Raw genomic sequence first — 12,673 nt, 5'->3', positions numbered from 1 at the left:
ATCAGGTCAAGTGGCAGGAAGTCCGCAACGGCGGCTACGGGCAGACCATCGTCCATCGTGAACCGCTCGGCGTGGTGGGCGCGATCGTGGCCTGGAACGTGCCGCTGTTCCTGGCGATCAACAAGCTCGGCCCTGCGCTGTTGGCCGGCTGCACGGTGGTGCTCAAGCCGGCCGCCGAAACACCCTTGAGTGCAAATGCTTTGGCGGAGGTGTTCGCCGAGGCCGGCCTGCCCGACGGTGTGTTGTCGATCGTCCCCGGTGGCATCGAGACCGGTCAGGCGCTGACCTCCAACCCCGACATCGACATCTTCTCGTTCACCGGAAGCTCGGCCGTCGGCAAGGAGATCGGCAAGCGCGCAGCCGAGATGCTGAAGCCGTGCACCCTGGAGCTCGGCGGAAAATCGGCAGCCATCCTGCTCGAAGACGTCGACCTGGCCGCTTCGGTCCCGATGCTCGTGTTCTCCGGAATCATGAACACCGGGCAGGCCTGCGTGGCCCAGACCCGTATCCTGGCGCCGCGCTCGCGGTACGACGAAATCGTGGAGGCGGTAAGCAATTTCGCGCAATCGCTGCCCGTCGGGCCGCCCTCGGATGCGGGCGCGCAGATCGGCTCGCTGATCTCGGCGAAACAGCGCGACCGGGTCGAGAGCTACATCGCCAAGGGCATCGAAGAGGGCGCGCGACTGGTGACCGGAGGCGGGCGTCCGGAAGGACTGGACAACGGTTTCTACGTGCAGCCCACCGTGTTCGCCGACGTCGACAACAAGATGACGATCGCGCAGGAGGAGATCTTCGGCCCGGTGCTGGGCATCATCCCCTACGACACCGAAGAAGACGCGATCAAGATCGCCAACGACTCAGCGTACGGACTGGCCGGCAGTGTGTGGACCACCGACGTGCCGCACGGCATCAAGATCTCCGAGCAGATCCGCACCGGCACCTACGCGATCAACTGGTACGCCTTCGATCCGTGCTGTCCGTTCGGCGGTTACAAGAACTCCGGCATCGGTCGCGAAAACGGCCCGGAGGGTGTCGAGCACTTCACTCAGCAGAAGAGCGTGCTGATGCCGATGGGCTACACCACCGACGCCTAGCGATCGGTCAGAACGCCTCTTCGCGCAGCTGCATGACCGCGAGATCGACATTCGCCGCGATCTCGCGTTCAGCAGATAACCGCGGCAGCACGTTCTTGACGAAAAACTTTGCGGTCGTGACCTTTCCGGCATAGAAAGCGGCGTCGGCCGCCGAGGGATCGTCGTCCAGCGCGGCCAGCGCTATCTCCGCCTGCCGGAGTAGCAGCCAGCCGATCAGCAAATCCCCGACCGCGAGTAGGAAAGGCACCGACTCCAAACCCACGCGGTAGAGCTCGCTCGCGCTCTGCTGGGAATCGATCAGGTACCCGGTCATGGTGGCGACCCAGGCTTGCAGATCGTCGACCGCCGTGGCCAATTGCTTGCGGGCGTCGACGAGTTCGGGGCGTGCGCCCTCGCTGTCGATGAACGACTCGATCTGCGTGATGAGGTGGCCCAGCGACGCGCCCTGGTCGCGCACGATCTTGCGAAAGAAGAAGTCCTGCGCCTGAATCGCGGTGGTGCCTTCGTAAAGGCTGTCGATCTTGGCGTCGCGAATGTACTGCTCGATCGGATAGTCCTGCAAGAAGCCGGACCCTCCGAAGGTCTGCAGCGATTCAGTCAGGCATTGGTAGGCCCGCTCGGAGCCGACCCCCTTCACGATCGGCAACAGCAGATCGTTGACCCGCTCCGCGATGTCGGCGTCGGCGCCCGACACCACGGCGGCGGCTTCGGGGTCCTGGTGGGCTGCCGTGTACAGGTAAAGAGCGCGCAGCCCTTCGGCATACGCCTTCTGGGTCAGCAAGGCCCGGCGCACGTCGGGATGGTGAATGATGGTGACCCGCGGGGCGGTCTTGTCCGTCATCTGGGTCAGATCGGCACCCTGAACCCGAAACTTGGCGTAGTCCAACGCGTTGAGGTACCCCGTCGACAGCGTTCCAATGGCTTTGGTGCCCACCATCATGCGGGCATATTCGATGACCCGGAACATTTGTGCGATTCCGCGGTGCGTATCGCCGACCAGCCAGCCCGTGGCCGGGACACCGTGCTGCCCGAACGTCAATTCACAAGTGGCCGAGACCTTCAGGCCCATCTTGTGCTCCAGCCCGGTGACGAACACTCCGTTGCGCTCCCCCGGCTCGCCGGTCTTGGGGTCAAGCAGGAACTTGGGCACCAGGAAGAGGCTCAGCCCCTTGGTGCCCGGCCCCGCGCCTTCGGGCCGGGCCAACACCAGATGCAGAATGTTCTCGAAGACGTCGTCGCTGTCGCCGCTGGTGATGAACCGCTTGACGCCGTCGATATGCCAAGTGCCGTCGGCTTGTTCGGTCGCCTTGGTCCGGCCCGCACCGACATCGGACCCGGCGTCGGGTTCGGTGAGTACCATCGTCGCGCCCCAGTTGCGGTCGATCGCGAGCGTTGCCCAATGCCGTTGTTGCTCATTGCCGATCGCGTAGAGGATGTTGGCCATTATCGGGCCGGCCATGTACATGAACACGGCCGGATTGGCGCCGAGCACCAACTCGTTCACCGCCCACTGCACGATCGACGGCGCCGGTACACCGCCGACGGCCTCGTCGAGCCCGACCCGGAACCACTCGCCTTCACCCCACGCTCGCAATGACTTCTTGAACGGCTCAGGCAAAGTGACGACGTGGGTGTCGGGATCGAACGTCGGCGGGTGGCGGTCGCTTTCGGCGAACGACTCGGCCACCGGCCCCTCGGCCAACCGCGCGGCCTCGGAAAGCATCTGCCTTACCGAGTCGCCGTCGAGGTCCCCGAACGCGTCGTCGGCCAGCACTTGCTCCAGGCCCAGCGATTCGAACAGGTTGAATTCGAGGTCGCGCACGTTGCTCTTGTAATGGCCCATGGCTGACGCCTTTCGATCGCCTGGGCTGAGCGTAGCCCGACGACGCTGCGGCCGGAACGGCCGAGAACGACTCGGGCCGACGAGTCCCAGCGCTGTTTAGCGCCCCTGGAATTGGGCTTGGCGACGCTCGATGAATGACTGCACGCCTTCGGCGGCGTCGGCGGTGGCGAACAGCGCCGCCACATCGGGCCGTAGCCGCTCGATGGCGACGGCGTCGCCCTGCTCGCGAGCCAGGGTCGGCAATGAGTCAGAAGATCCAGTCATCCGCCGAGTCAAGCGCAGACCCGCACAATATGCAATAGGCCATAATACTTAGCCAGGTGACTGAGCACTGCTTTGGCGTCGCGATGCCCGATCGGCGATTTCCGCCTCTATCCAGCAACGGAGCGCCCACAGGTTGCTTGCTGAACGCGAGTCTTATATGCTCTACCTCATAATCATGAGTCCGGGAGTCTGGCTCATGGGCAGCAGCAGGAGAAGATCATGCTGATCGTCGAGCTCAACGTCGCCGGTTACCGTTTCAGCGGTGAGTGGGCGGGCCTTCGCCGCAACACACTGCGGCCCGCGCGGTTCAACCCGCGGACCATTCAGTGGCGGATGCCGCAGCTTCGCCACACCCACGCAGCCTGACGGACGACAGGTAGAACCCGACATGTCGTTAGCGACCCATGCCCGCCGTAAGCGTGGCGACACCCGAACCAAAATGCTGATCAGCGCTGCCGAGGTGATGCGCGAACGCGGCGCCGCCGGCGTGACCATCGACGAGGTGCTCACCCGCAGCGGCGCACCACGCGGCTCGGTCTACTACCACTTCCCTGACGGCCGCAATCAGATCCTCACCGAGGCCCTGCAATACGCCGGGGACGCGATCACCGCCGACATCGACGATGCCGCCGGGCGCGGCGCCAAGGTACTGCTGCGCCAGTTCGTCGACTTCTGGGAACGCGTGCTCGCGGAAAGCGACTTCAACGCCGGCTGCCCGGTGGTCGCCGCAGCGATCGGCTGCGCCGACGACGAAGTTCGGCTGTCGGCGGAGGCGGCGCGGATCTTTGCGCACTGGCGAACGGCGCTCACATCGGCATTCGTCGCCGACGGTTTCCTGGAGGCAGACGCCGACTCGCTGGCCGTCATGTCGATCGCCACACTGGAAGGCGCCGTCGTGCTGTGTCGATCCACCCGCAGCAGCGAACCGCTGCACAAGGTCTACGAGCAGCTCGAATTCCTGGTCAAGGCAAGGGAATTCGTCCGCCGCAACGGCGTCCCAGAGAGCTAGTCGCTGGCCGGGAGCGGCTTGGCTTCCTTGAGGCTCAGCGCGGTCTGGCCGACCGCCAGTGTTCCGGCACCGGCTTTGGTCACCAGCACCTCAGCACCGGCGTCGTCGACGTAACGCTTGCCCATCACCGCGCCGTCGGAGAACGCCGGATCCAGCTCCCCCGAACGCTCGGCACCCAACTCCACCATCGGCGCGCCACCGCAGCGCAGATCGTCGAGGCTGTCGGCACTCCGGACGACGATCACCTGGGTGTCGCAGACCTGGCTGGCCAGGCGGGTTCCGTTCTTGATCATGTTTCGATCCTCGGTTCGTTTACTGCTCGGCCGGAGCGGCGCGAAGCTCTTCGACGATTTCGCGGCGAAGCACCTTGCCCGTCGCGTTGGTGGGCAGCTCGTCGCGAAAGACTACCCGGTCAGGGGTGCGTGACCCCCGCAACCTCTTGCGGACATGTTCGCGCAACTCCTCGGGGTCGGGGTCGGCGCCGACGGCCGGCACCACCACCGCGACGATCGCCTGCCCCCACTGCGGATCTTCGACACCGACCACCGCGACGTCACGCACATGTGGGTGCTCGACCAGCACGTCTTCCAGCTCGGCGGGCGCGATGTTCTCCCCGCCGCGGATGATCGTGTCGTCGCTGCGGCCGCCGATGAACAGGTAACCGCCCTCGTCCAACGTGGCGATGTCCCTGGTCGGAAACCAGCCTTCGGCGTCGAGCACGGAGCCGATCCCGGTGTAGCGGCCGGACACCTGCTCACCCCGAACAAACAGCTCGCCGGTCTGTCCGGCCGGCAGTACGGCGCCGGCCTCGTCGCGGATCTGCACCTCGACGCTCGGTACCGGCTGACCGACCGAACCCAACCGCCGGACCACGGCCGGATCGGCGGCGGCCTGCGCGTCACGGTGGTCATCGGGGGTCAGGACGGCGATCGTCGAGCTGGTCTCGGTCAGGCCGTAGGCGTTGACGAAGCCCACGTGCGGCAGTAATTCAAGAGCCGTGCGCACCAGCGGCAACGGCACCTTCGATCCGCCGTAGGCCAGGTTGCGCAGCGACGGCAGCCGATGGTGTCCCTCCTGCAATACGGTGACGATGCGGTCGAGCATGGTCGGCACCACCGTCGCGCTGGTGACGTGCTCGGCGTCGATCAGCCGCACCCACTCCTGCGCGTCGAACACCGGCAGGTAGACCATTTTGCGGCCGGCGTAGAGATTCGACAGGGCCGCGCTGACCCCCGCGATGTGGTACGGCGGCACGCAGATCAACGCGGCATCGGTCGGCTCGGCCGACCCGAATTCGACTGTGCCAGTTACGTAACTGGTCAAGTTGTTGTGCGTGAGCTCCACAGCTTTGGGTTGCGAAGTAGTGCCCGACGTGAACAGCACGATGCCGACTGAGTCCGGATCGGCGAACTCCACGGCCGGCTCGGCGTCGCGGCCCTGCACCAGAAAATCGTCGGACACGATGACCTGCTTGGCCAGGCTTTCGAGGCCCTCCGGGCCGCCCAGCTCGTCGAGGTAGCGACCGTCGACAACCACCAGCGGATCGGGCAGTCGCGCGATCAGCGCCTTGATGCCGTCAGCGGACAGCCGGTAGTTGATTGGCGTGAACGTCAGCCCGGCCCGCGCCGACGCGAAGATCAGCAGCGGCAGCATCGCGCCGCCGGTACCGACGTAGGCGACGTGCGACGCGCCCGAGCTCGCGATGACGCCGGCGCCGCCATCGGCGAGGTCGCTGAGCTGCTGCGTTGTCAGCCGGACGTCCCCCGAGACGACGGCCGTCCGCTCGGGATCGCTCGAACTCGCCATCTCGAGTAGTAGCGAAATACTCACGCTCGCGCTTTCTGTGGTGTCGACACGTTACAAAGCTCGTCAAAAGTGTCATGTCAGTTTAGATGACGTCACATCCCACCCGCGCCGCGATGCTGCTCACCCCGGAACTGGGTCTGGGGCCGCCATCGGCGAGGTCGCAGAGGATCAGGCCGCCTGAGCTCAGGTGCCGGTCCATTGCGCCGGCCGCTTCTCAGCGAACGCGATGGCGCCTTCCTTGGCGTCATTGGAGCTGAACACCGGCATCAGGATCTTGTTCTGCTCGCCGAACATGGTGTCGGGACTCCAGCCCCGGGATTCGACAATGATCCGCTTGGTGGCGGCCACCGCGAGCGGGCCGTTTACGGTGATCCGCTCGGCCAACTCGATTGCCGCATCCAGTGCTCCGCCGGGCTCGGCGAGCACGTTGACCATGCCCAGCGCGTGGGCCCGCTCGGCGGTGAAGGCCTCGCCGGTCAGCGCCAGCTCCATGGCGATCGCGGGCGGGATGCGCTCGGGCAGCCGCAGCAATCCGCCGCCGCCGGCCACCAGCCCGCGCTTGACCTCGGGGATGCCGAACGACGCGTCCTTGGACGCCACAATCAGGTCGGTGGCCAGCGCCAACTCGGTTCCGCCGGCCAGCGCGTAGCCCTCAACCGCCGCGATCAGCGGCTTGACCGGTCCGCGCTCGGTGAAGCCCATCCCGCGACCCTCGACGATGGGAACCTCGCCGCGGGCAAACGCCTTGAGGTCCATGCCCGCGCAGAACGAGCCGCCCGCGCCGGTCACGATGCCCACCGACAGGCCCGGGTCGCCGTCGAGCCGGTCCACCGCGTCGGCCAAACCATGAGCCACCGCGGAGTTCACCGCGTTCTTGGCTTTGGGCCGGTTGATGGTGATGATCAGGATCCGGTCCCGCTGCTCGACGAGGACTTCGGGTTCGGTGGCTTCTTCAGTGCTCGCAGAATTCATAGCGCTGTCGCACTCCTACTGTTCAGATTTCCGGTACGGCTTTCGATAAGAGATGGTATCGAGCCGCATTGGGCGGCCAGTCGCTGAGCTAACATCACTGCCAAATGGCTGCAACCGATATCGAACCCGGCGAGATGTCCAAGTGGGATCCCGGCCTCACCGAACGGGTGATTGGCTGGCTGCGTCCGCTGATCAAGGGCTACCACCGTGCCGAAGTGCGCGGGCTGGAGTCCTTCCCACCGGGTGGCGCCCTGGTGGTGTCCAACCACTCCGGCGGGCTGTTCGCGATGGACATTCCGGTGTTCGCCACCGGCTTCTACGAGCAATTCGGCTACGAGCGGCCCGTCTACACGCTGAGCCACGACGTCATCTTCACGGGCCCGACCGCGGACTTCTTCCGTCGCACCGGGTTCATCCGCGCCAACCACGAAAACGCCGACGAGGCACTGCGATCCGGCGGTGTGGTGGTGGTGTTCCCCGGCGGGGACTATGACGTGTACCGGCCGACGTTGTCGGAGAACACGATTGACTTCGACGGCCGGACCGGATATGTGCGGGCGGCACTGAACGCGGGGGTGCCCATCGTGCCGGCGGTGGCCATCGGCGGTCAGGAAAGCCAGCTCTATCTGTCCCGTGGCATGGGACTGGCCAAGGCGCTGCGGCTGGACAAGCTGCTGCGGGCGAAGATTCTGCCGATCTCGGTGGGATTCCCGTTCGGGCTTTCCGCGGTGTTGCCGGTCAACGTCCCGCTGCCGACCAAGATCGTCATGCAGGTGCTCGAGCCGATCGATGTGATCGCCCAATTCGGCGAGCAACCCGACATCGACGCGGTCGACGCCCACATCCGTCGGGTGATGCAAAAGGCGCTCGACGGGCTGGCCAAAGAACGTCGCCTCCCGGTAATCGGCTAGCCGCGCCATGGCACCGCTCGGTCTGCTGGGCACCATGGTCCGGGCGGGAATCATCGCTCCCCTGCGACCCGACAAGTACCTGCGTATCGTCGCGGTCGCCCGGCGCGAAGGCCTTTCGGTCACAAGCGGATTCGGGATGTCGGCGCAGCGCTGTCCGAACCGTCCCGCGCTGGTCGACGAACTCGGCACACTGACGTACCGCCAACTCGACCAGCGCGCCGATGCACTGGCCGCGGGGCTACAAGGTCTGCCCACCGGGACACCGGAAGTGGTTGCCATCATGGCCCGCAACCATCGCGGCTTCGTCGAGGCGTTGATCGCGGCCAACCGGATCGGTGCCGATGTGCTGCTGCTCAACACCTCGTTCGCCGGACCGGCACTCGCCGACGTGGTCAACCGCGAAGGCGCGGACGCGGTGATCTACGACGAAGAGTTCACCGACTCCGTCGACCGCGCGCTGGCCGACAAGCCCGACACCACCCGCATCGTCGCATGGAGCGATGACCCGAAAAGTCATGACGCCACCGTCGAGAAACTGATCTCCTCGCATCCCGGCAAGCGACCCGTCAACACAGGCCGCAAGGGCAGACTGATTCTGCTGACCTCCGGCACCACCGGTAATCCCAAGGGCGCCAAGCACTCCGGCGGTGGCGTAACCGAACTAAAAGCGATGCTGGATCGGGTGCCGTGGCACACCGAAGAAACCACCGTGGTGGTGGCGCCGATGTTTCACGCCTGGGGCTTCTCGCAGCTGATCTTCGCCGCATCGATGGGATGCACAGTCGTCACCCGGCGCAAGTTCGACCCGGAGGCCACCCTTGATCTCGTCGACCGCCATCAGGCCACCGGCCTGTGCGTGGTGCCGGTGATGTTCGACCGGATCATGGATCTGCCCGACGACGTGCGCCGCCGCTACAGCGGTCGCTCACTGCGGTTCGCCACCGCGTCCGGCTCCCGGATGCGCCCCGACGTCGTCACCAGGTTCATGGACGAGTTCGGCGACATCCTCTACAACAACTACAACGCCACCGAAGCCGGCATGATCGCCACCGCGACGCCGGCCGATTTGCGCGCTGCGCCGGATACCGCGGGCAAACCAGCCATCGGCACCGAGATTCGCATCCTCGATAGCGAGCATCGTCCAGTGCCCACCGGCGAGGTCGGCCAGATCTTCGTCCGCAACACCAACCGCTTCGACGGGTACACCTCCGGCTCCGGCAAGAGCTTTCACGACGGCTTCATGGCCTCCGGCGATGTCGGCCGACTCGACGAGGCCGGACGCCTTTACGTGGTGGGGCGCGACGACGAGATGATCGTGTCCGGCGGCGAGAACGTCTATCCGATCGAGGTGGAGAAGACGCTGGCGGCGCACCCCGACGTCGCCGAAGCCACCGTGCTGGGCGTCGACGACGAGCAGTACGGCCAGCGGCTGGCGGCATTCGTGGTGCTGACACCGGCCGCGTCGGCCACCGTGGAGGTCCTCAAGCAACATGTCCGGGACAACCTGGCCAACTACAAGGTGCCGCGCGAGATCATCGTGCTCGACGAACTACCGCGCAGCAGCACCGGCAAGATCTCGCGACGCGATCTGCAGAGTCATATCGGATCCGGCAGCGCCTGACGACGCGCTCAGGCCGGAGCCAGCGCTCCTTCGATCACCGTCAACTTCTCGGAAAGCCCGGCAGCACGCCGGATTTCGATGAGCTCGTCGACGACCGCCTCGGTCACCTCATGCGGATCGTCGACGGTGGCACCGTCGGCGAGCACCGAAACGTTCAGCTGGTCAACGTAACTCCACACGGTGATGTTCAGTCCGCTGCCAGTGGTCAACGGACCCACCGAATAGATCTCGGTGACCAATGCGCCGCCGACCCGGCCATGCTCACGCGGGCCTGGGACGTTCGAGATGGGCAGGTTGAGCACCTTGTTCTGACCGTCGCGGCCGGCCAGCCAACGGAACAACGATTCCGACGGCCCCGGTGGAAAGTAGGCCGCCCACCGGCTGACCAGCTCCGGGCCGAGCAACTGATGGCTTTCCTTGGCATCGACGGCGTAATCATGGGAGCGCTTCACCCGCTCCAACGGATCCTCGACGTCGGCGGGCAGAGCCACCATCATCCCGGTGAAAAGGTTGCCCGACACACGGTCTGGTGAAAAGTCGAAGCTCACCGGCACCGATGCCAACAGTGGGTGGTCGGAGTCGCCGTCGTAGCGCAGCCGCAGCTTGCGCAGCGCGCCCGCCGACAGCGCCAACACCATGTCGTTGATCGTGACGCCGAGCGCCTTGCTGGTCTCCTTGATATCGCTCAGTGCCAACGTCGCCGTCGCGAATCTGCGTTCAGGAGTGAGCATGTGGTTCATGAAGCTCGGTGGCGGGGTAAACGGCATCGTCAATTCCGGCGAGAGCTTGCGTGAGCTGCGGCGCACCCGATTGAAGCCCTTCGCGGTGTAGCCGATGGTCCCCGGGATCCGTCCCAAATGGCGCATGTGATCCACGAAAGCCGATCGCACCAACTCTCCGGTCGAGGGAGCCGGGTCGGGTGCATACCGGGTCTTGCCGGACTGCGGCCCAGGCGCGAGATCCATGCCGCGCGCCAACAGATTCGCCGCGGCCACCCCGTCGGCGAGAGCGTGATGAACCTTGCCGACCACCGCAATTCGGTTGTCGGCCAAGCCCTCGACGAAGTACATCTCCCACAGTGGGTAGTCGCGGTCCAGCGGAGTACTGGCGATCTCGCCGATCGCCTCGTCCAATTCGCGGCGACCGCCCGGCGCGGGCAGCCGCCAGGGTCGCACGTGATAGGTCAGGTCGACGTCGCAGTTCTCCCGCCACATCGGGTGGTGCATTTTGAGCGGAATGTCAACCAGCTGATAGCAAAACGGCTCCAGTTTGTAGAGCCGGCTGTGAATCACCCGGCGGAACGCCTCGATGTCGAAGTCCCGACGATCGGCGTCCAACTCGATCACCGCGACCTTGAGAGTGTGCATATGCACACTCGGCGTTTCGCTGTAGAGCAGTACCGCGTCCCACCCGCTCAGCCGCTTCATGGGTGCGACCCTACAACCGCGTGGCGGCTAGATAACCTCTTTGGCAGCGATCATCCGGTTGCGATGAACCTGGCCCAAAAACAGCCCGACCGCGGTCGACATCGCACCGGTTCGCGCTCCGTCGGTCAGGTCGAAGCCGTGGCCGGCACCGGGCAACTCCACGTAGCTGACCAACGACCGGGACACACCCCGAAGTCGCTCGACAAAGCTCCGTGCCTGCGCCACCGGTATGACCCTGTCACTGCTGCCGTGAATCACCAAAAACGGTGGGGCGTCTGCATGTATCCGGGCGATCGGCGACGCGTCACGGAACACCTCGGGGTGGCGATCGATGCTTCGCTTGACCACAACCCGCTCGAGAAAGTCGACGAACTGATCCCGCTCCACGGTAGAGCGGTCCTCCCAGTCGTAGCGACCGTAGATTCCGACCACCGCATCGACGGAAGTGTCCGAGCCCGGCGGGAGTTCGGTTTGCATGTCGGGGTCGTTGGCGGTCAGGCCGGCCAGCGCCGACAAGTGTCCCCCGGCCGAACAACCAGCTACCGCAATGAAATTGCGGTCACCGCCGAACTTGTCGACGTTCGCGCGAGCCCATGCGATGGCGGTTTTGACGTCGGTGATGTGCGACGGCCAGCGGTGGTGCGGGGACACCCGGTACTGCACCGACAGACAGACCCAGCCCATCTCGGCCAGCTGCGCCATCAGCGCATAGCCCTGCAACTGACGGCCACCGTGGACCCAGGCGCCGCCGGGCACGAAGATCAACACGGGCGCCGGCCGCACCGGCAGATCCTTGCGGCGCCACACATCCAACAGCTGCACCGGGTGCTTGCCGTAGCGCACCGACGTGCGGTGCAGGTAGCGGCGGTGTTGCAGAGCGCGCCAAAACGGTGGCCTCCGGTCTGGCGCCGGCCATTCGACATCGAGGTCCTTACTCGACACCACGCCGCGCAGTGCGGCATCCAGCACCGCCTGAGTCTGGTCACGCTCAGCCTGGCGGGTCTCGGCGATGCCGGGCGTCCGCCACGACTTGACCGACGCGGATAAGAACTCCGGCGCCAATCGGTAACCCCATACGCCCATTGCGGTAACACCGCCCAGCGGCTCCAGGTGCCTGCCGATCACGGGCAGTGAGGCCATCGCGTCGCTCATCGCCAGCAAGTAGTCGCCGGGGCGGGCGCGTAGCAGCCATTTTGCCCGGGAAGTCATGGTCGGTCGGCGATAGCCGGTCGCCGCTGGATCCGTCATCGGGGGAGCGTACCCCGAGGTCCAGCGGCCAAACGGGAAATCACTCGGTGTAGATGGGGCCGCAATGATCCTGGCGCTGAACCAGGTCGGCATACTGGACCGATGCCGAGTACCGATTTCCACCCTGACCTCCGCAAAGTCGCCCGTTTTGCGCCCCGTACCCTTGTGAGTCCCACGACGCTGAAGCTGATCCGCAAGGCCTCATCGGTGATCCAGCGCGGGAGCAGCCGCGACGTCGAGGCGCTGATTCTTGGTTCCGGTGTCGGGGTGCGGCTGCACCGTCCGGCCGGCGTCAGCCAGCCCGGTCCGGCGTTGCTGTGGATTCACGGCGGCGGTTATGTCATCGGCAGCGCGCAGCAGGACGACGATCTGTGCCGACGGTTCGCCCGCGAATTGGGCGTCACCGTCGCGGCGGTGGACTACCGGCTGGCACCCGAGCATCCCTATCCCGCGCCCCTGGAGGACTGCTACGCGGCGT

The 12,673-nt window shown here is 65.6% G+C and carries 12 protein-coding genes and 1 pseudogene; 6 read left to right on the top strand and 7 right to left on the bottom strand.

Annotated elements, in window-relative coordinates; all coding sequences use genetic code 11:
* On the top strand, nt 1-1,094 hold a 1,094-nt coding region (locus tag WAO18_RS17200), incomplete at its 5' end, for an aldehyde dehydrogenase (RefSeq protein WP_422207444.1).
* A 7-nt stretch (nt 1,095-1,101) separates the two neighbouring features.
* Here the strand turns inward: WAO18_RS17200 and WAO18_RS17195 are convergent.
* Together WAO18_RS17195 and WAO18_RS17190 are read right to left on the bottom strand one after the other, a co-directional pair.
* Complete coding sequence (locus WAO18_RS17195; protein WP_422207443.1) at nt 1,102-2,937, bottom strand: acyl-CoA dehydrogenase; 1,836 nt, start codon at nt 2,935-2,937, stop codon at nt 1,102-1,104.
* 96 nt (nt 2,938-3,033) lie between these two features.
* Nucleotides 3,034-3,171, bottom strand: a pseudogene (locus tag WAO18_RS17190) (enoyl-CoA hydratase); the annotation flags it as partial.
* 249 nt (nt 3,172-3,420) lie between these two features.
* Here WAO18_RS17190 and WAO18_RS17185 point away from each other — a divergent pair.
* Entirely contained in the window at nt 3,421-3,567 is a 147-nt protein-coding gene (locus WAO18_RS17185) for a hypothetical protein (protein WP_422207442.1), read from the top strand.
* A 22-nt stretch (nt 3,568-3,589) separates the two neighbouring features.
* Complete coding sequence (locus WAO18_RS17180; RefSeq protein ID WP_422207441.1) at nt 3,590-4,210, top strand: TetR/AcrR family transcriptional regulator; 621 nt, start codon at nt 3,590-3,592, stop codon at nt 4,208-4,210.
* Here the strand turns inward: WAO18_RS17180 and WAO18_RS17175 are convergent.
* The 3 genes from WAO18_RS17175 to WAO18_RS17165 form a co-directional block, all read right to left on the bottom strand.
* Complete coding sequence (locus WAO18_RS17175) at nt 4,207-4,503, bottom strand: hypothetical protein (protein WP_422207440.1); 297 nt, start codon at nt 4,501-4,503, stop codon at nt 4,207-4,209. The two genes, WAO18_RS17180 and WAO18_RS17175, sit on opposite strands and share 4 nt — an antisense overlap.
* A gap of 19 nt (nt 4,504-4,522) precedes the next feature.
* Nucleotides 4,523-6,040: an AMP-binding protein gene (locus WAO18_RS17170; RefSeq protein ID WP_422207439.1), complete on the bottom strand. Its 1,518-nt coding sequence runs from the start codon at nt 6,038-6,040 to the stop codon at nt 4,523-4,525.
* 159 nt (nt 6,041-6,199) lie between these two features.
* Nucleotides 6,200-6,988, bottom strand: coding sequence for a crotonase/enoyl-CoA hydratase family protein (locus WAO18_RS17165; RefSeq protein WP_422207438.1), 789 nt, complete (start codon nt 6,986-6,988; stop codon nt 6,200-6,202).
* Between the two features lie 104 nt (nt 6,989-7,092).
* Between WAO18_RS17165 and WAO18_RS17160 the strand changes: the two genes are divergently transcribed.
* Together WAO18_RS17160 and fadD12 are read left to right on the top strand one after the other, a co-directional pair.
* Complete coding sequence (locus WAO18_RS17160) at nt 7,093-7,899, top strand: 1-acyl-sn-glycerol-3-phosphate acyltransferase (RefSeq protein ID WP_422207437.1); 807 nt, start codon at nt 7,093-7,095, stop codon at nt 7,897-7,899.
* A gap of 7 nt (nt 7,900-7,906) precedes the next feature.
* Complete coding sequence (gene fadD12, locus WAO18_RS17155) at nt 7,907-9,520, top strand: acyl-CoA ligase FadD12 (RefSeq protein ID WP_422207436.1); 1,614 nt, start codon at nt 7,907-7,909, stop codon at nt 9,518-9,520.
* Between the two features lie 8 nt (nt 9,521-9,528).
* Here the strand turns inward: fadD12 and WAO18_RS17150 are convergent, their stop codons facing one another.
* Both WAO18_RS17150 and WAO18_RS17145 read right to left on the bottom strand, forming a co-directional pair.
* The gene (locus WAO18_RS17150) at nt 9,529-10,947 is read right to left on the bottom strand and encodes a WS/DGAT/MGAT family O-acyltransferase (RefSeq protein ID WP_422207435.1); all 1,419 of its coding nucleotides are present in this window, start codon (nt 10,945-10,947) and stop codon (nt 9,529-9,531) included.
* 27 nt (nt 10,948-10,974) lie between these two features.
* On the bottom strand, nt 10,975-12,156 hold the full coding sequence (locus WAO18_RS17145; protein ID WP_422207445.1) for an alpha/beta hydrolase fold domain-containing protein: 1,182 nt from the start codon (nt 12,154-12,156) through the stop codon (nt 10,975-10,977).
* 141 nt (nt 12,157-12,297) lie between these two features.
* Between WAO18_RS17145 and WAO18_RS17140 the strand changes: the two genes are divergently transcribed.
* Nucleotides 12,298-12,673, top strand: a 376-nt coding sequence (locus WAO18_RS17140) for an alpha/beta hydrolase (protein WP_422207434.1), incomplete at its 3' end; no start/stop codon positions are given.

Source organism: Mycobacterium sp., from assembly GCF_049278535.1.
Taxonomy (GTDB): Bacteria; Actinomycetota; Actinomycetes; order Mycobacteriales; family Mycobacteriaceae; genus Mycobacterium.
This window is presented reverse-complemented; position numbering and strand designations above follow the sequence as displayed.